Source organism: Microbacterium sp. RG1, assembly GCF_005347485.1.
GTDB classification, from domain to species: domain Bacteria; phylum Actinomycetota; class Actinomycetes; order Actinomycetales; family Microbacteriaceae; genus Microbacterium; species Microbacterium binotii_A.
This window is the reverse complement of the sequence record NZ_CP034121.1, coordinates 1,461,206-1,479,322: the sequence shown is the minus strand read 5'-3', so window position 1 is coordinate 1,479,322 and position 18,117 is coordinate 1,461,206. Positions and strand designations below refer to the sequence as shown.

Genomic DNA, 18,117 nt, shown 5'->3' with positions numbered 1-18,117 from the left:
TCGTCAGCGTAGAGCGCGCGCATTTCGGGCGAGTTTCGCAAGGGTCCGCGATCCGAGGCCGCCGTGGATAGGCTGCAGGGGTGACTGCGCCGCGTTTCCGTCCGAACGTCCCCGAGATCCACCGTCCCTACACCGCCGCCGACGAGCGCTACGGTGCGATGGAGTACCGCCAGGTCGGGCGATCGGGTCTGTATCTGCCGCCGATCTCGCTCGGACTGTGGTGGAACTTCGGTGACAACGTCGCGTTCGACAAGCAGCGCGAGATCCTCCGTCACTCCTTCGACAGCGGCATCACGCACTTCGACCTCGCCGACAACTACGGCCCGCCCTACGGCGCCGCGGAGACGAACTTCGGACGCATAATGCGCGAGGACTTCGGCCGCTACCGCGACGAGCTGATCATCTCGTCCAAGGCGGGCTGGGACATGTGGCCCGGCCCCTACGGCGATTACGCCTCCCGCAAGCACATCCTCGCGGGTGCGGAGCAGTCCCTGAAGCGCATGAACCTCGACTACGTCGACATCTTCTACTCGCACCGGGTGGACCCGGTGACGCCGATCGAGGAGACCATCGGCGCACTCGACACCCTGGTGCGCCAGGGCAAGGCGCTCTACGTCGGCATCTCGTCGTACAGCGCCGAGCGCACCGCCGTCGCCAGCGCGGTCGCGCGCAGCCTCGGAACCCCGCTCGTGATCCACCAGCCGGCGTACTCGATCCTCAACCGCTGGGTCGAGGACGGCCTGACCGGCGTTCTGCGCCAGGAGGAGATGTCGGCCATCGCGTTCACTCCGCTGGCGCAGGGTCTGCTGACCGGCAAGTACCTCGGCGACGGCCGCGGCCAACGCTCGCAGACCCGCAACTCGTTGCCCGACAAGCCCCTCTCGCACGCGACGATCGCGGCGCTGCGCGGCCTCAACGTGGTGGCGAAGGAGCGGGGCCAGACCCTCGCCCAGGTGGCGATCCAGTGGGTGCTGCGCGAGCCGACGGTTGCCTCGGCGCTCATCGGAGCGTCGAGCGTCGAGCAGATCGACGAGAACCTCGCGGCTCTCGCCGGACCCGCGTTCGACACGGAGGAGCTGGAGCGCATCGACGCGCTGGCGGAGGGCATCGACGTCGACCTGTGGGCGGTGTCCTCGAAACTGTGAGCGTTTCGCGAGTGTCGTCGCGCGTCCATGTGCGCGCCCCGGGGAAGATCAACGTCTTCCTCGAGGTCGGTCAGGTGCAGGACGACGGTTATCACGATGTCGCGAGCGCGTACCAGGCCGTGTCGGCGTTCGAGGACGTCTGGGCGACGCCGGCCGACACGATCAGCGTCGAGGTGACCGGCTCCGTCGACGTGGCGGGGGTGCCGCTCGACGACCGCAACCTCGCCGTCCGCGCGGCACGGCTCCTGGCGGCCGAGACCGGCTACCGCGGCGGTGTGCATCTCGAGATCCACAAGGGCGTCCCCGTCGCGGGAGGCATGGGTGGCGGATCCGCGGATGCGGCGGCGACGCTCCTGGCCTGCGATGCCCTCTGGGACACCCGGCTGGGAACGCCGCAGCTGCAGGCGCTCGCCGCGCGGCTGGGGGCCGACGTGCCCTTCGCGCTCATGGGCGGCACCGCGGTCGGCGTGGGCCGGGGCGACGAACTCAGCCCCGCGCTCGCCCGCGGCCGGTTCGACTGGGTCATCGTCACGAGCCAGGACGGCCTGTCCACGCCCGAGGTGTACCGCGCGCTGGACGAGCATCGTGCCCGGCACGCGCTCGACATCTCGCCGGCCGCACGGCGACCCCGCGTCGACAACGACGTGCTGCACGCGCTTCGAGCGGGAGATGCGGCCATGCTGGCCTCGTCGGCCCGCAACGACCTGCAGGTCGCGGCGTTGAGCCTGCGTCCCCGTCTCGGCGAGGTCCTGGAGGCGGGGGAGCGTGAGGGGGCGCTGGTGGGTCTCGTCTCGGGATCAGGGCCCACGCTCGCGTTCCTCGCCGCCGACGCCGAGTCCGCGATCGAGCTCCAGATCGTGCTCAGCGCGAGCGGGTACGTCGCCCACCACGTGCACGGGCCGGTGCCCGGCGCCCGAATCATCGACTGAGCGCGCGCCGCTCATCAGGAGGACACGCATGTCTGCCCACGACCTCATCACCCGTCAGCACGAGGGGCCCGTCGACGCCGCATCCGCTGCGCGTCTGGCGGGCGACGGCCTGCAGCTCGTGCGTCTCGCCGACGACGACGATCGCGCCTTCGACGGCTGGCAGGCCGCGGTCACCCGCGGTTTCCTGGGAGACGAGCCCACGGATGCGCAGCGCGAGACCGGTCGCGGGTTCCGCGGGCATCGCCGCATGATCGCGGTGCTCGACGAGTCCGCTCCCCAGCCCGAGGTGCCCGTGGGGACCCTCGCCTCGTGGGTGGGGGAGCTCACCGTGCCCGGCGGCGTCGTCGACTCCTGCGCGATCAGCTCCGTCACCGTGGCGCCCACGCATCGCCGGCGCGGCATCTGGCGCGCGATGATGGAGGGCGAGCTGCGCACGGCCGCGGCGCTGGGGCTGCCGGTCGCGAGCCTGACGGTGAGCGAGTCGACGCTCTACGGCCGATTCGGGTTCGCGCAGGCCGTGGCCGCCGCGAGCATCGAGATCGACGTCAAGCGCGCCGCGTGGGCGGGACCCTCCCCGTCGGGTCGCGTGGACTTCATCGCCCGGGAGCGTTGGCGCGAACTCGCCCCGGACCTCTTCGATCGCATCCGCGCGCACGCGCCCGGTGAGGTCGAGATGCCGCGCGGGCACTGGGACCGCTTCGCGGGCACCCGCGCCGATGCGGAGAAGCCCGGGCACACCCGCGCGGTGCAGTACACGGCCGCATCCGGCGAGATCACCGGTCTCGCCCTCTACTCCGTCGACGAGAACCACGACGACTTCACGCGATCGACCGTCACGATCGCCTACCTCGCCGCGGCGGATGCGGACGCCTACGCGGGTCTGTGGCGTTTCTTCATCGAGATGGATCTGATCGGCACGGTACGCGCGAGCGAGCTGGCCGTGGACGAGCCGCTGCTGTGGATGATCTCCGACCGCCGGGCCGCCACGCTCACCCTCCGTGACCACCACTACCTGCGCGTGCTCGATACGCCCGCGCTGCTGAGCGGGCGGCGCTACGAGGGCGCGGGGTCGGTCGTGCTCGACGTGCACGACCCCTTGGGTCTCGCGGGCGGCCGGTTCCGCCTGAGTGTCGACGAGGGGGGAGCTGCCTCCGTGACAGAGACCGGCGATCCCGCCGACGCGCACCTGGGCGTCGCGGAGCTCGCCGCGATCTTCCTGGGTCAGGTCTCGGCGGTGACGCTGGCCGCGGCGGGTCGTATCGACGCCCAGGACCCCGTGGCGCTCGCCCGTCTGTTCGGATGGCACCTCCCGGTGCGGCTGAGCTACTGGTACTGACGTGACGCCAGCACATGACGCCGCGTGACGCAACCGCCGGAGCCCGTGTCGTCGGGGGTCGGTAACGTAGGTGCACCTCCGCTGTTCTGCGGGGATCCGGCCCGGCTGGGAGGCGGCGATGAAGGCTGTTTTGGGTGACACGGTGCTCGCGGAGGCTCCGGAGGAAGATCTGATCCGCATCGAGGGCAACTGGTACTTCCCGCCGGCGAGCATCGCCGAGGGCGTGCTCGTGGACAGCCCGACGCCCTACACCTGTCCGTGGAAGGGCGCGGCGCACTACTTCACGGTCACGGCGGACGGCCGCGAGCTCGCCGACCGCGCATGGTCGTATCCCGAGCCCTATCCGGGCGCGATCGAGAAAGTCGGCGCGGACTTCTCGGGATACGTGGCCTTCTGGAAAGAAGTCGAGGTCACCGAGTGACCGCGGCGCGGGACCGGGCATGATCGAGTTCCGCGGCGTCGACAAGCAGTTCCCCGACGGCACGCGCGCGGTCAACGACTTCTCCCTGGTCATCCCGTCGCGCCAGACGACCGTGCTCGTCGGCTCGTCCGGATGCGGCAAGACGACGTTGCTGCGCATGATCAACCGCATGGTCGAGCCGACCGCAGGTGTCATCGAGATCGACGGCGAGGACGTCTCGGCGGGTTCGCCCGTGTCGCTGCGCCGGCGGATCGGCTACGTCATGCAGAACTCCGGTCTGCTGCCGCACTTCACCGTCGCCGACAACATCGCCACCGTGCCGGTCCTGGGCGGCACCTCTCGCCGTGATGCGCGGCGGCGGGCGCTCGAGCTCATGGAGACCGTCGGGCTCGACACGGCCCTCGCCGACCGCTATCCGAGCCAGCTCTCCGGCGGGCAGCAGCAGCGGGTGGGCGTGGCGCGCGGACTCGCGGCCGACCCCAACATCCTCTTGATGGACGAGCCGTTCGGCGCGGTCGACCCGATCGTGCGCGCGGAACTCCAGCAGGAGCTGATCCGACTGCAGCGCGACCTCGGCAAGACCGTGGTGTTCGTCACCCACGACATCGACGAGGCATTCCTGCTGGGCGACCAGGTCGTGATCCTCGCGAAGGGGGCGCAGAAGCTCCAGGTCGGCAGCCCGAGCGAGATCATGCAGGCTCCCGCCGACGACTTCGTCTCCGCCTTCATCGGCGCCGACAAGGGCAAGCGCGCGCTCCGGCTGAGGGACGTGGGCGGACGCACGGTGGTCGTCGACGCCGAGGGCCGCACGCAGGGCGCCCTCGTCGAGGACGGCGGGTGAGATGACCTGGGTCCTCGCGAACCTCGGGATGATCGCGGAGCTGGCTCTCGACCACCTGCGCCAGAGCCTCATCGCCATCGTCGTCGGGTTCGTCCTGTCGATCCCGCTGGGGTGGGTGGCGTGGCGGTACCGCCTGCTGCGCGGCTGGGTCATCACCGTCACAGGCCTGCTCTACACCATCCCGTCCCTCGCGCTGCTGATCCTGTTGCCGACGGCTCTCGGCTACCGCATCCCGACCGAGTTCAACCTCATCGTCGGACTCACGATCTACGCGATCGCGATCCTCACGCGCGCCGTGACGGACGGCCTGGACTCGGTGGATGCGGGCATCCGCCAGGCGGCGACGGCCATGGGCTACGGCGGCTTCCGGCGGTTCTTCGCCGTCGATCTCCCGTTGGCGGGGCCGGTGATCCTCGCGGGCCTGCGCGTCGCGGCGGTCTCGACTATCTCGCTGGCGACGGTCGGCATCCTCGTCGGCGTCACCAACCTCGGCTATCTCTTCACGAACGGACTGCAGCGCCGCATCCTCGAGGAGGTCTTCGCGGGTGTCGTCGCCGTCGTCATCCTGGCGCTCCTCATCGACCTCCTGCTCGTACTGCTCGGGCGCCTGCTGATGCCGTGGACCCGCACCGTCCGCCCGACCCGTCGTCGTGTGGCCGCGCGAGCGGAGGCCGCGGCATGAACGTGTTCTGGGATGCGATCGTCTGGCTGTTCTCGCCCGAGCAGTACAGCGGTCCGAGCGCGCTGCAGGTGCTGCTGCTCCAGCAGCTCGGCTACACGGCGGTCGCCGTCGCGATCGCAGGGGTGATCGCGATTCCCGCGGGCCTCGCCATTGGCCACACCGGCCGCGGCCGTGAGATCGCGGTGGCCATCTCGGGCGCCGCCCGCGCTGTGCCGTCCTTCGGCCTGCTGGTGCTGCTGGTGCTGCTCATGGGAGTGCTGCACAAGCCGGAAGCGGCGGTCGTGACCTTCGTCGTCCTCGCCATCCCTGCCCTGCTCGCCGGCGCCTACACCGGGCTCGAGGCGATCGACCGGCGCGTCATCGACGCCGCCCGCGCGATGGGCATGACCGAGTGGCAGATCCTGTGGCGCGTGGAGATTCCGCTCGGCCTCCCGCTGCTCGTCGGCGGCATCCGCTCGGCCGTCCTGCAGGTCGTCGCCACCGTGACGATCGCCGCCTACGTCGGCCTCGGCGGACTCGGCCTGCCGATCATCCAGGGCATTCCTCTGCGGCGGATCGACCAGGTGCTGGGCGGGGCGATCGTCGTCGCCCTCCTCGCGCTCGTGCTCGATGCGCTGCTCGCTCTCGCCCAGCGTGCCGCCGTGCCCGCCGGCATCCGTGTCCAGGCGTCGTCGCGCACGCCGCGGCGGCTCCGCTCCCGACCCGTGCAGGCCGTCTGAGCCTGCCGCACACGTCCCGAATCCACCAGGAAGGAACACCATGTCCACAGCATTCCGTCGCCGCGTCGCCCTCGTCGGCGCCGTCGCACTCACTTCGGCGCTGGCTCTCGCCGGCTGCGCGTCCTCTTCCGACCCGCTCTCGGACGGCGACCAGACGAAGGCGCCGTCCGACACGATCGTCGTCGGCTCGCAGGACTACTACTCCAACGAGATCATCGCGGAGATCTACGCCCAGGCGCTCGAGGGCGCCGGCTTCACGGTGCAGCGCGACTTCACGATCGGTCAGCGCGACGCGTACCTGCCGGAACTCGAGAGCGGCGCCATCACGCTGTTCCCGGAGTACACCGGCAACCTGCTCCAGTTCTTCGAGCCGGACACGGAGGCGCGTTCGTCCGACGACGTCTACGCGGCGCTCGAGGAGGCCCTGCCCGAGAACCTCACGGTGCTCGACCAGTCGACGGCGAGCGACCAGGACTCGTACACGGTCACCGAGGCGTTCGCCGAGCAGTGGGGCCTCGAGACCATCGCCGACCTCTCGAAGGTCACCGAGCCGCTGACCCTGGGCGGCCCGCCCGAGCTCGCCGACCGTCCGTACGGACCCACCGGTCTCAAGAGCACCTACGGCATCGACGTGGCCTTCCAGGCGACCGGCGCGACCACGGTCGAAGACCTCGTGGCCGGCACCGTGAACGTCGCCAACGTGTTCACGGCCGACCCGCAGATCCAGACCCAGAAGCTGAAGGTTCTGGAAGACCCGAAGTCGCTGTTCCTCGCGTCGAACGTCGTTCCGCTCGTCAATAAGGACGTCGCCGGCGACATCGCCGACGTCATCAACAAGGTGAGCGCCGCGCTGACGCCCGAGGGCCTCGTCGCGCTGAACGTCGAGAGCACGGTCGACCAGCAGCAGCCGGACCAGATCGCCAAGAAGTGGCTGGCGGACAACGGCCTGAGCTGACCGCATCCATCAGCGAAGGGACCTCGGCGTGCACCGCGCCGGGGTCCCTTCGTCGTGGGACCTTCGCCCCTGCTGCGTCCGGATGCGCGCGCCTAGCGTCGAAGACACAGGGCGCCGAGGGGATCGGCGCGGAAGGGCTCATCATGCAACGCGCACTCGTCGTCGGCGGCACCGGCCTCCTCGGCTACCACACCACGCAGGAGCTCCTGCGTCGCGGCTATCGGGTCGCGACCCTCGCGCTTCCGGCGACCGACGCTCCGGAGCTGCCGGTCGAGGTCGACGCGCACTGGGGCGACCTGAACCTGATGACCGATGGTGAGCTGGCCGACCTGCTGACCGGCACGGATGCGGTGTTCTTCGCGATGGGTGCCGATGAGCGCACGCTCCCGCCCGCCCCCGCATCCCGCTTCTACTACGAGGCCAACGTCGTCCCGACGCAGCGCCTCGCACGCCTCGCGCGCGCTGCCGGTGTCGGGCGCTTCATCGTCTTCGGCTCCGACACCGCCGAGTGGGGGGAGCGCTGGCCCGAGCTCGGGTTCCGCACCCGCAACGCCTACCCTCGCTCCCGTTACGCGCAGGAGGAGGTCGCGGTGCTCGAGGGCGACGGCGCGATGGATGTCATGGTGCTGCGCCTGCCGTACATCTTCGGCGTCGTGGCCGGGCAGCGCCCCCGCTGGCAGGCCGTGCTGGATGCGGTCGCATCCAGCGGCGGTCCGATCCCGGTGCTGGGCGGGTCCACATCCGCCGTCACCGTGCGCCAGGTCGCGCAGGCCGCCGTCGGAGCGATGGAGCGGGGCACGCACGGCAGCCGGTACACCCTGAGCGCCTACGAGCTCAGCCACTCCCAGTTCCTCGAACTGTGCTGCGAGGCGGTCGGGCGCGACCCGCACGACGTCGCCGTGGTGCCGCTCGGCGACCTGCTTCCCACCTCCGAGGCCCGCGAGGCCGAGGTGCAGGCGGTCGGTCGCGAGTTCGGTCTGCACCCCGCAGACACGGCACTGTTGGGCGAGAAGCGCGCGGTGGGGGATGTGGCGGACACGATCGCCCTCGACGTCGAACCCGACGATGTGCTGGGCGAGATCCGCGCCTGCCTCGCCTGGTGCGTCGAGCATCCGCGCGAGACCGTCCCTGCCTGACGAACCTTCGGCGGGGCGCTCAGTCGTCGAGCGCCTCGCCGAGTTCCAGCCAGCGCTCTTCGAGCCCGGCGACCTCGGCGACGTACCCGTCACGGGTGCGCTGCAGCTCGAGGAGCCGGTCGTAGTCGTCGTGGGCGTCGGCGAACCGGGCGTCCAGCGCGGCGATCTCGGTCTGCAGCTTCGCGAGGCGCCGGTCGATCGCCGACAGCTCCTTCTCGGCGGCGCGACGCTCGGCACCCGCGAGCGCGGGGGATGCGGCCGCCGCATCCGCCGGCTTCTGCCGCTCCGCCCCGGTGTTCGCCGGCTGTGCGGCACGCAGGCGTAGATACTCGTCGACGCCGCCGGGCAGGTGCCGGAGTCGGCCGTCGAGAATCGCGTACTGCTGGTCGGTGACGCGCTCGAGGAAGTATCGGTCGTGCGAGACGACGACGAGGGTACCCGGCCACGAGTCGAGCAGATCCTCCATCGCCGCGAGCATGTCGGTGTCGAGGTCGTTGGTCGGCTCATCGAGGATCAGCACGTTGGGCTGTGAGAGCAGGACGAGAAGCAGCTGCAGGCGCCGCTTCTGGCCCCCCGACAGATCCTTGACCGGGGTCGAGAGCTGCGCGCTGGAGAATCCGAGGCGTTCGAGCAGCTGACCGGGGGTGAGCTCCTGCGCCTTCGACCCCGCCCCGAACGAGTAGGTCGTGCGAAGACCGGCGAGCACGACGCGCACGGGGGAGTCGAGGTGCTCGTCGAGCTCGTCCATGCGCTGCGAGAGCGTCGCGACCTGCACGGTCTTGCCGCGCTTCACACGCCCCGCGGTCGGTGCGATCTCGCCCGAGACGAGCCTCAGCAGCGTGGACTTGCCGGCGCCGTTCACCCCGAGGATGCCGGTGCGCTCACCGGGGGCGATGCGCCACTCCACCTCGTGCAGCACTTCGCGGTCGTCGTAGGAGACGGAGGCGTCGAGCAGGTCCACGACGTCTTTGCCGAGTCGGGCGACGGCGAGGGAACGCAGCGACACGCTGTCGCGGATCTCGGGGACATCGGCGATGAGTTCGTTCGCCGCATCGATGCGGAACTTCGGCTTCGAGGTGCGTGCGGGCGCGCCGCGTCGCAGCCACGCCAGCTCCTTGCGGGCCAGGTTCTGCCGCTTCGACTCGATGGCCGCAGCCTGGCGGTCGCGCTCGACGCGCTGCAGGATGTACGCCGCGTAGCCGCCTTCGAAGGGCTCGACGATGCGGTCGTGCACCTCCCAGGTCACGGTGCAGACCTCGTCGAGGAACCACCGGTCGTGTGTGACCACGAGCAGGCCGCCGGCGGTGGCGGGCCATCTCTTCTTCAGGTGCGCGGCGAGCCAGCTGATCGCCTCCACGTCGAGGTGATTGGTGGGCTCGTCGAGGGCGATGACGTCCCAGTCGCCGGCGAGGAGTGCCGCGAGCGCCACGCGGCGCCGCTGGCCACCGGAGAGGGTGGCGACATCCGCATCCCAGTCGAGGTCGCCGAGGAGCCCCGAGATGACGTCGCGGGCGCGGGCGTCGCCCGCCCACTCGTGCTCGGGGCGGTCGCCGACGACGCTCTCGCCGATCGAGCGTCCGTCGACGAGGGTGTCGGCCTGATCCAGCACGCCGATGCGCACGCCGCCGCGGACGGTGACCCGTCCGCTGTCGGGCTCGGTGCGTCCGGCGAGCATTCCGAGAAGGGTGGACTTGCCGTCGCCGTTGCGGCCGACGATGCCGATGCGGTCGCCCTCGTTCACACCGAGCGAGACGGAATCGAAGACGACCTTCGTCGGGTATTCGAGGTGGAGGGCTTCGCCGCCGAGTAGATGAGCCATGTTGCTTCCAGGCTAGATGACCGCCTCGCGCGCCCGGTGCGGTTGCTACGCTCGCAGCATGCAATGCCGGTGACCCGCCTTCTTCTCCCGTCAACGCGCGCTCGCGCGCCTCGGAAAGGGTTCACCCATGCACGCAGATCTTCCGCTGAGCGGCCGGACCGCTCTCGTCACCGGCGTCTCGCGCCGTCGCGGCATCGGCTACGCCGTCGCCCGCGCACTCGCCGCACGCGGCGCACACCTCGTCATCCAGCACCATCGTCCGCACGACGCCGACCAGCCGTGGGGAGCCGACGATCTCGACGCCGTCCGCGCCGGCATCCGTTCCGAGCTCGCGCCCGGAGCGGTGCTGACCGACGTCGGCGCCGATCTCGCGGACGAAGGGGCCATCGATCGGGTGATGGATGCGGCCGCCGCCGCGACCGGCGCCGTGGACATCCTCGTCTGCAATCACGCCAAGAGCGGCGACGACGGCAGCATCCTCGACATGACGCCCGCGCGTCTCGACGCGTTCTGGCAGGTGAACGCACGCTCGACGTTGCTGCTGACGGCGGAGTTCGCCCGCCGCAAGGCTCCGAGTCGTGACGAGCAGCGGCGCCCGGGGGAGCGTGTGAGCGGCGCGAAGCCGTACGCTGCGCCGCAGGGCCACGTCATCTGGATGACCTCGGGTCAGATCCACGGGCCCATGCGGGGAGAGATCGCCTACGCGACGAGCAAGGCCGCGCTCGCCGGCATCACCGCATCGGTCGCCGCGGAGCTGTTGGAGCTCGGCATCGTGCTCAACACGGTGAACCCGGGTCCGGTGAACACCGGCTACTTGGACGCCGAGACCGCGGACCGTCCGCTGGACGGCGTCGAGGAGTACCTCCGGACGACCCCGTTCGGACGCTTCGGCCGCCCCGAGGACGCGGCGGAACTGATCTCCTGGCTGACCAGCGCCGCGGGCAGCTGGGTGGTGGGGCAGGTGCTCACCGGTGACGGCGGGTTCTCTCTGGGATGAGCGGCAGCGCTCAGTGCAGAAGGAACTCCAGCATGACGACCAGTAGGCCCAACAGGGCCGTGCCGACTGCGCCGAGCAGCCGCACCCAGAGCTTCGCGCCGGTGCGGGCGTAGGCCGAGAAACCGAGGACGGCGAGCATCGCGAGGGCCGTCCAGATCGCCGCATCCTGCACGTCGCCCGCATCCGTCGTGAAGAACGCCGTGATGATCATGGCGATCGTCGACGGCGCGCACGCGTAGATCATGCCGAGCGAATGGACGAAGGCGAGCCGTGTCGCCGCCCCCAGGCCGTGGCGGCCGTGGTCCGACAGCGTGTGCGCGAACACGTGAGCGAGGTAGAAGACGATGAGGCTGCTGATCGCGATCGCGAGCATCTCGCTGACGGGGCCCTCCTCGTCGGCGATCAGCACGACCGTCGTGTAGACGATGAGGCCGTAGATGGCGACCGGGGTGCGGAAGCGGTTGTCGAACCAGCGCTGCAGCCTGCTGTGCCCGGCCGCATCCGGAACGGGCGTGATGGCGGCGGTGTCTTCGCTCATGTGTCGAATCCCAGGGAGAGTTTGCGCAGCAGGGCGGCGAGGCGGTCGCGGTCGCCGCGGGAGAGTCGCTGCAGCAGCAGGGCTTCGGCATCGACCAGGCGGGTGATGGCGGCGTCGACGCGGGTGCGGCCCTCGTCGGTGAGGATCACGTGCACGCTGCGGCCGTCGGCGGGATCCGCCTCGCGGCGCACGAGTCGACGTCCGACGAGTCGGTCGATGCGGTTGGTCATGGTGCCGCTGGAGACGAGCGTCTGCTGCAGCAGCTGCTTCGGGCTGAGCTGGTACGGCTCCCCGGAACGCCGCAGGGCCGAGAGCACATCCCACTCCCAGGGCTCCAGATCGCTGCGACGGAACGCTTCCCGCCGGGCGCGGTCGAGGTGCCGCGAAAGGCGGTCGACACGGGAGAGCACCTCGAGCGGCGAGAAATCGAGGTCAGGGCGCTGGGTCATCCACGATCCGACGATGCGGTCGACCTCGTCGCTCTCTGTGGCCATGAGGACATTATGGCGACCGGCGCCCTCGGGCGCGCACCCGCCCGCACCGTCATCCCACATCCTCCCCGCGAGACTGTCCCCACGCCTTCTCCACGCCCGCTGCGCGGACGCGGAGCCTCTGGCGCGTGGGCCCATTTCGAGCACGAGATCACTGTCATCCACCCGTGATCTCGTGCAGAAGATGCACTCTCGCGGGCAGCGGGCTGCCCGGACGGCGGCGGATGCGCATCCGGATCCGGTGGGATCCGGATGCGGTGAGGTCGAGAGCGGATGCGGGCGCGTCGGGCGGCAGGTGGCAGACTGGGGGAGCCCGCCCGAGAGCGGGCGGTCCGCCGTGGTGTAATGGCAGCACGACAGCCTTTGGAGCTGTGAGGTCTAGGTTCGAGTCCTGGCGGCGGAGCATGTCGGAATCGCCTACCGCACCGCTCGCCGTCATCGTCCTCGCCGCCGGTCAGGGAACGCGTATGCGCTCCCGCCTGCCCAAGGTGCTGCATCCGCTCGCCGGGCAACCGCTCGTCGGCCACGTGCTGCGCACCGCGCACGTGCTCGAGCCCGCGCGCGTGGCGGTCGTGGTGCGGCACGAGCGCACACTCGTCGCCGAGGCGGTCGCGGCGCTCGCGCCCGACGCGGTCGTCGTCGACCAGGACGAGATCCCCGGCACCGGACGCGCCGTCGAGCTCGGGCTCGCGGGCCTCGACACCTTCGACGGCGACGTGCTCGTGCTCAGCGGCGACGTGCCACTGCTCGAAGCCGAGACGCTGCGTGCGCTCGTGGAGACCCACCGGGCGCGCGAGGCGGCCGTGACCCTGCTCAGCGCTGTCCTGGCCGACCCCACCGGCTACGGCCGGGTGCTGCGCGACGCGTCCGGCGACGTGGAGCGCATCGTCGAGCAGAAGGATGCGACCGACCACGAGGCCGAGGTCGCCGAGATCAACGCGGGGGTCTACGTCTTCCGTGCCGACGCGCTGCGCCGACACCTCCCCGAGGTGGGCCAGGCCAACGCGCAGGGCGAGAAGTACCTCACCGACGTGGTGGCACTGGCCCGCCGCGCCGGCGAGCGCATCGCCGTCGGACAGTCGCCCGACCCCGCTGCCGCCCTCGGCGTCAACGACCGGGTGCAGCTCGCCGAGGCCGCCCGCATCCTCAACGCCCGCACGGTGCGCCGCTGGCAGACGGCGGGCGCCAGCATCCTGGATCCGGCGACGACCTGGATCGACGTCGACGCGACCCTCGCCGAAGACGTGACCGTGCTGCCGGGCACCTACCTCCTCGGGGCGACGACGGTCGCCGCGGGCGCGACGATCGGCCCCGACACGAGTCTCACCGACTGCGAGGTCGGGGAGGATGCGGTCGTGCGCCGCACGGATGCGACCCTCGCCGTCATCGGGCCGCGCGCGAGCGTCGGACCGTTCGCCTACCTCCGCCCGGGCACGACCCTCGCGGCCGACGGCAAGATCGGAACCTTCGTCGAGACGAAGAACTCCCAGATCGGCGAGGGCAGCAAGGTTCCGCACCTGTCCTACATCGGCGACACGACGATCGGACGCGGCGTCAACCTCGGAGCCGGCGCGATCACCGCGAACTACGACGACATCGCCAAGCACCGCACCGAGATCGGTGACGAGGTGCACAGCGGCTCGCACAATGTGTTCGTGGCGCCGGTTAAGATCGGAGACGGCGCGAAAACCGGTGCCGGAGCTGTCATCCGCAAGGATGTTCCGGCCGGTGCCCTGGCTCTCAGCGTCGCCCCTCAGCGCAACGTCGAGGGATGGGTCGAGAACAACAGGCCGGGCACGGCCGCAGCTGATGCGGCGAAGCGCGCACGGACCGCACAGGAAGCTGGCGATGGCACGCAAAGATAAGACGGTCGATCTGGATCGTGAGCGCGGGATCGCTCCGGGACTGGTCGCCAAGACCAAGAAGCGTCTCGTCGTGGCTTCGGGGCGCTCGCACCCCGAGCTGGCGGCGGAGGTCGCCACGCAGCTGGGCACGCAGCTCGTTCCCACGGAGTACCGCACCTTCGCGTCGGGCGAGATCCTGACGCGCTTCGAGGTCTCGATCCGCGGCTGCGACTTCTTCCTGCTGCAGAGCTTCGGCCCGCCGGTGAACGAGTGGCTCATGGAGACGCTCATCATGCTGGATGCGGCCAAGCGCGCATCCGCCAAGCGCATCACCGTCGTGGCGCCGTACTTCCCGTACTCCCGCCAGGACAAGAAGGGTCGCGGTCGCGAGCCCATCAGCGCCCGCCTGGTCGCCGACCTGCTGAAGACGGCGGGCGCCGACCGCGTCATGAGCGTCGACCTGCACGCCGCCCAGATCCAGGGGTTCTTCGACGGTCCCGTCGACCACCTCTTCGCGAAGCCCGTGCTCCTCGAGTACTTCGAGCGCACCCTGACTCCCGAGGACCGGGCGAAGCTCACGGTCGTCTCACCGGACACCGGCCGGGTGCGGGTGGCCGACACGTGGTCCGACAGCCTCGGTGCGCCGCTGGCGATCATCCACAAGCGTCGCGATCCCAACGTCGCCAACCAGGTCACCGTCAACGAGATCGTCGGCTCGGTCGCGGGCCGCGTGTGCCTGCTGGTCGACGACATGATCGACACCGGCGGCACGATCGTGAAGGCGGCGCAGGCGCTGAAGGCCAGCGGTGCGGAACGGGTCATCGTCGCGGCGACGCACGCCGTCTTCAGTGATCCGGCCACCGAACGCCTGCAGGATGCGTCGATCGACGAGGTCGTGGTGACGGACACGATTCCGCTTCCCGAAGAGAAGCGTTTCCCCGCGCTCACCGTGCTGCCGATCGCGCCGCTTCTGGGCCGCGCGATCCGCGAGGTCTTCGAGGACGGCTCGGTCACGAGCATGTTCGACGGCGCCGCCTGACCGTTCTTATCCACATTTCCCGGGATTCATAGGGGTCACAAAAGTCCACTGCGCAGGATGGTCTATGCCGCCGCATGAAGCGGACGGCTACGACAGCGCGAGGGACGTGCACGGCACACACGCCGCGCTCGTCTGTCGAGGCACCGCATCCAGGAGGACCGAAATGATCCGCACGAACGCCGTACCCCGCCCCGTCCGCACTGCCGCCGCCGTCATCGGCGTCGCCGGAGCCTTCGCTCTGGCCGGTTGCGCATCGCAGACCGACACCGCATCAACCAGCACGGAGACCGCGTCGACGCCGAGCTCGACCGGTTCGACGGCGACGACCGAGAGCTCGACCGGCAGCTCGACCGGGACCACGACGTACACGGACGGCACCTATACGGCGTCCGGTTCCTACCAGACCCCCGAGAGCGTCGAAGAGATCAGCGTCACCGTCACCCTGGCCGACGATGTCATCACCTCGGTCGAGGTGACCGGGGATCCGCAGGCGCGCGAGTCGCAGCAGTACCAGTCTCAGTTCATCGGGGGCATCTCCGACGTCGTCGTGGGCAAGGACATCGATGAGATCTCGGTCAGTCGCGTGGCCGGCTCGTCGCTCACGAGCGGCGGCTTCAACAAGGCCATCGAGGAGATCAAGACCGAAGCGAAGGCCTGATGCCCGAGCTGTGGGGGTTCGATGCGATCGGCACCCGTTGGGAGATCGAGACCGCCGAGCCCGTCACTGACCCGACCCGCACGCTCATCCGCTCCGTCATCGCGAGCTTCGACGAGGAGTGGTCGAGGTTCCGCCCGGACTCCCTCGTGAGCCGCCTCGCCGTCGACGGCGGCGAGGCGGCCGCGCCGGCTGACGCGGCGGCGATGCTCGATGTGTACCGCGAGCTCGATGCTGCCACGGCCGGCGCGGTGAATCCGCTGGTGGGGGAGAGCCTCGCCCGTCGCGGATACGACGCCGCCTACTCGTTCGTCGACCGAGGGGCGACTCCCGCGCCGTCATGGCAGCAGGCGCTCGAATGGGATGCGCAGACGCTGCGCCTCGCGCAGCCCGCGCTGTTGGATGTGGGTGCGCTCGGCAAGGGGCGCCTGGTCGATCTGGTCGCCGCTGTCCTCGCCGACGCCGTCTCGGGCGGCTTCGTCGTCGACGCGAGCGGAGACATGGCCGTACACGGAGGACCCGTCCGGGTCGGCCTCGAGCATCCCTTCGACCCGTCGCGCGCCATCGGCGTGTTCGAGGTCGAGGATGCGGCGCTGTGCGCCTCCGCGGTCAACCGCCGCGCGTGGGGCGAGGGCCTCCATCACGTGCTCGACGCCCGTACCGGTGTGCCGGTGCGCACGATCGCCGCGACGTGGGCGCTGGCATCCGATGCGATGCATGCCGACGCCGCGGCGACCGCACTCTTCTTCGACGGCGGCCCGGAGCTGGCCGCCGGCTGGGGGGCGTCGTGGGTGAGAATGACCACCGACGGCACCGTCGAATGGTCAGCAGACCAGAAAGCCGAGTTGTTCCTGTGATCGCCTCCTTCACCGCCGGCGCGAACCGGGTCACCGCCCTGTTCGGGCGCCTGTCGATGTACCGGCTCGTCCAGCTCGCGCTGGGCGTGCTCGCCGCCATCGCCTTCGTGCTCTCGTTCTTCGGCCTCGTCGTCCCCACGCCGTGGGAGCTGCTGGTCACCGCGGCCGTGCTGGCCATCGTCGGCGTCCTCGCCGACACGACCGCGCAGCGACTGCTGCACCTGCCGCTGCGCACCGAGTCCACACTGATCACCTCCGTGATCCTGCTGTTCGTGCTGCGGCCGACGATCGAGCCGATGGGGCTCGTGGGCATCGCGATCGCCGCGCTGGCCGCATCCGTCTCCAAGTACCTGCTCGCCTGGCGCGGCCGCCACATCTTCAACCCGGCGGCCGTGGGGGCGACGGTCGTGACGATCGTGTCCGCGCTCCTGCCGCTGGATTCGGGCATCGGCGGCTCGGCCTGGTGGGTGGGGACCCCCGTGCTGTTCGGACCGGTGCTGCTGCTCGGGCTCGTCGTGCTCTGGCGCACCGAGAAGATCCGTGTCGTCGGGCTCTTCTTCATCGTGGCCGTCGTCGTCAACCTCGTCCGGGTCTTCGTGCAGTACCAGCAGGCGGGACTCGCCATCGATGGGGGAACCGTCATCGGACAGGTGCTGACCGCATCCCCGTTCCTCTTCCTGGGGGCGTTCATGCTCTCGGAGCCGCTGACGCTGCCGCCGCGGCGCTGGCAGCAGTACGCGGTGGCGGCGGTCGTCGGTGTGCTGGCCGGCTGGCCGATCCCGGTCGGGTACATGACGCTGGGGCAGGAGCGGGCGCTGCTCATCGGAAACCTGATCGCGTTCCTGTTCTGCCTGCGCCAGGCCGTGCGTCTGACGCTCGTCGAGCGGCGCTCGCCGAGCGCGACCGTGCGGGAACTCGTGTTCCAGGCCGAGCGCGGTCTTGCCTTCCGTGCCGGACAGTACCTCGAGCTCGATGTGCCGCACCGCCGCGCCGACGCGCGGGGGACCCGACGCGAGTTCAGCATCGTCTCGGCACCCGAGGACCTCCCGACGGTGCGCGTCGCGTACCGCGACGGCGTCGGGCCGCAGAGTTCGTACAAGAAGGCGCTCGGCGAGGTCCAGCCCGGCACGAAGCTCGCCGTCACGGGGATCTGGGGCGACTTCGTCCTGCCGAAGGACACCTCGCGGCCCGTTCTGCTGGTGGCCGCAGGCATCGGCGTGACGCCCTTCGTGTCGCAGCTGCGTCATCTCACGGCGAGCGGCATGCGCCGCGACATCGTGCTCGTCTTCGTGGCGTCGGATGCCGGTCAGCTCGTGTTCCGTGACGACATCGCCGCATCCGGGGTTCCGGTCGTCGTGTTCACACCCGACGATCCGGGAGCGCTGCCTGCGAACTGGACGTGGGCTGGTCCCGATCGGATCGATGCGGGGCACCTCGCCCGCGTCGTCCCCGACATGGGCCGACGCCACGCGTATGTGTCGGGTCCGCCGCGGCTGATCGCCGACCTCGCGCCCGCGCTCGAGAAGGCCCGCGGCATCACGACCGACGCCTTCAGCGGCTACTGACCCGCCGGACCGATCCCGCATCCCAGTGCCCGGCATCCGTGTCCCCGAGTTTGCGATGCCCGAGTTGCGTCGCAGTTGCGCAACTGCCACAGTTCTGCGCACCCGCGCCAGATGATCGCTGGCGCGGGTGCGCATTTCTGTAGCTCCA

General features: G+C 70.4%; 18 protein-coding genes and 1 tRNA gene. 16 read left to right on the top strand and 3 right to left on the bottom strand.

Features of this window, described 5'->3' with window-relative positions; translation table 11 throughout:
• The first annotated feature begins 158 nt into the window (after positions 1–158).
• The 9 genes from EHF32_RS07160 to EHF32_RS07120 all read left to right on the top strand — a co-directional run bounded on the left by EHF32_RS07160 (position 159) and on the right by EHF32_RS07120 (position 8,164).
• On the top strand, positions 159–1,145 hold the full coding sequence (locus EHF32_RS07160) for an aldo/keto reductase (protein WP_137419160.1): 987 nt from the start codon (positions 159–161) through the stop codon (positions 1,143–1,145).
• Complete coding sequence (locus tag EHF32_RS07155) at positions 1,142–2,074, top strand: 4-(cytidine 5'-diphospho)-2-C-methyl-D-erythritol kinase (RefSeq protein WP_443189862.1); 933 nt, start codon at positions 1,142–1,144, stop codon at positions 2,072–2,074. Before EHF32_RS07160 ends, EHF32_RS07155 begins: the two co-directional genes overlap by 4 nt.
• A gap of 28 nt (positions 2,075–2,102) precedes the next feature.
• On the top strand, positions 2,103–3,410 hold the full coding sequence (locus EHF32_RS07150; RefSeq protein WP_137417536.1) for a GNAT family N-acetyltransferase: 1,308 nt from the start codon (positions 2,103–2,105) through the stop codon (positions 3,408–3,410).
• A gap of 118 nt (positions 3,411–3,528) precedes the next feature.
• Positions 3,529–3,831 (top strand): DUF427 domain-containing protein, encoded by a 303-nt coding sequence (locus tag EHF32_RS07145; protein ID WP_137417535.1) that lies wholly within the window; start codon positions 3,529–3,531, stop codon positions 3,829–3,831.
• Positions 3,832–3,850: 19 nt separating this feature from the next.
• Complete coding sequence (locus tag EHF32_RS07140; RefSeq protein ID WP_137417534.1) at positions 3,851–4,672, top strand: ABC transporter ATP-binding protein; 822 nt, start codon at positions 3,851–3,853, stop codon at positions 4,670–4,672.
• A 1-nt stretch (position 4,673) separates the two neighbouring features.
• On the top strand, positions 4,674–5,354 hold the full coding sequence (locus EHF32_RS07135; RefSeq protein WP_137417533.1) for an ABC transporter permease: 681 nt from the start codon (positions 4,674–4,676) through the stop codon (positions 5,352–5,354).
• The gene (locus EHF32_RS07130; RefSeq protein WP_137417532.1) at positions 5,351–6,073 is read left to right on the top strand and encodes an ABC transporter permease; all 723 of its coding nucleotides are present in this window, start codon (positions 5,351–5,353) and stop codon (positions 6,071–6,073) included. The genes EHF32_RS07135 and EHF32_RS07130 overlap by 4 nt, the downstream gene beginning before the upstream one ends.
• Before the next feature lie 40 nt (positions 6,074–6,113).
• On the top strand, positions 6,114–7,028 hold the full coding sequence (locus tag EHF32_RS07125) for an ABC transporter substrate-binding protein (protein ID WP_137417531.1): 915 nt from the start codon (positions 6,114–6,116) through the stop codon (positions 7,026–7,028).
• Between the two features lie 143 nt (positions 7,029–7,171).
• Positions 7,172–8,164, top strand: a complete 993-nt coding sequence (locus tag EHF32_RS07120) for an NAD-dependent epimerase/dehydratase family protein (RefSeq protein ID WP_137417530.1) — start codon at positions 7,172–7,174, stop codon at positions 8,162–8,164.
• 19 nt (positions 8,165–8,183) lie between these two features.
• On the opposite strand, the gene EHF32_RS07115 is transcribed toward EHF32_RS07120, so the two are convergent.
• Positions 8,184–9,983: an ABC-F family ATP-binding cassette domain-containing protein gene (locus EHF32_RS07115; RefSeq protein ID WP_137417529.1), complete on the bottom strand. Its 1,800-nt coding sequence runs from the start codon at positions 9,981–9,983 to the stop codon at positions 8,184–8,186.
• A 127-nt stretch (positions 9,984–10,110) separates the two neighbouring features.
• Here EHF32_RS07115 and EHF32_RS07110 point away from each other — a divergent pair, with 127 nt between their 5' ends.
• Positions 10,111–10,980, top strand: a complete 870-nt coding sequence (locus tag EHF32_RS07110) for an SDR family oxidoreductase (RefSeq protein WP_137417528.1) — start codon at positions 10,111–10,113, stop codon at positions 10,978–10,980.
• Positions 10,981–10,990: 10 nt separating this feature from the next.
• Here EHF32_RS07110 and EHF32_RS07105 read toward each other — a convergent pair whose 3' ends face one another.
• Both EHF32_RS07105 and EHF32_RS07100 read right to left on the bottom strand, forming a co-directional pair.
• Positions 10,991–11,518 carry a hypothetical protein gene (locus tag EHF32_RS07105; protein ID WP_137417527.1) on the bottom strand — a complete coding sequence of 176 codons (528 nt, stop codon included), beginning with the start codon at positions 11,516–11,518 and terminating at the stop codon, positions 10,991–10,993.
• Complete coding sequence (locus EHF32_RS07100) at positions 11,515–12,012, bottom strand: MarR family winged helix-turn-helix transcriptional regulator (RefSeq protein WP_137417526.1); 498 nt, start codon at positions 12,010–12,012, stop codon at positions 11,515–11,517. The genes EHF32_RS07105 and EHF32_RS07100 overlap by 4 nt, the downstream gene beginning before the upstream one ends.
• A gap of 328 nt (positions 12,013–12,340) precedes the next feature.
• On the opposite strand from EHF32_RS07100, the gene EHF32_RS07095 reads away from it, so the two are divergent.
• The 6 genes from EHF32_RS07095 (at position 12,341) to EHF32_RS07070 (ending at position 17,969) form a co-directional block, all read left to right on the top strand.
• Positions 12,341–12,412: transfer RNA gene (locus EHF32_RS07095), tRNA-Gln, on the top strand.
• A gap of 1 nt (position 12,413) precedes the next feature.
• Entirely contained in the window at positions 12,414–13,874 is a 1,461-nt protein-coding gene (glmU, locus tag EHF32_RS07090; RefSeq protein ID WP_137417525.1) for a bifunctional UDP-N-acetylglucosamine diphosphorylase/glucosamine-1-phosphate N-acetyltransferase GlmU, read from the top strand.
• Positions 13,858–14,892: a ribose-phosphate diphosphokinase gene (locus EHF32_RS07085; RefSeq protein WP_137417524.1), complete on the top strand. Its 1,035-nt coding sequence runs from the start codon at positions 13,858–13,860 to the stop codon at positions 14,890–14,892. Before glmU ends, EHF32_RS07085 begins: the two co-directional genes overlap by 17 nt.
• A 163-nt stretch (positions 14,893–15,055) precedes the next feature.
• A complete protein-coding gene (locus EHF32_RS07080; protein ID WP_137417523.1) occupies positions 15,056–15,550 on the top strand; it encodes an FMN-binding protein in 495 nt (164 codons plus the stop codon).
• Positions 15,550–16,404 carry an FAD:protein FMN transferase gene (locus tag EHF32_RS07075; protein ID WP_137417522.1) on the top strand — a complete coding sequence of 285 codons (855 nt, stop codon included), beginning with the start codon at positions 15,550–15,552 and terminating at the stop codon, positions 16,402–16,404. The genes EHF32_RS07080 and EHF32_RS07075 overlap by 1 nt, the downstream gene beginning before the upstream one ends.
• Positions 16,401–17,969 carry an FAD-dependent oxidoreductase gene (locus EHF32_RS07070; RefSeq protein ID WP_192900704.1) on the top strand — a complete coding sequence of 523 codons (1,569 nt, stop codon included), beginning with the start codon at positions 16,401–16,403 and terminating at the stop codon, positions 17,967–17,969. Before EHF32_RS07075 ends, EHF32_RS07070 begins: the two co-directional genes overlap by 4 nt.
• The last annotated feature ends 148 nt before the right edge of the window (positions 17,970–18,117 follow it).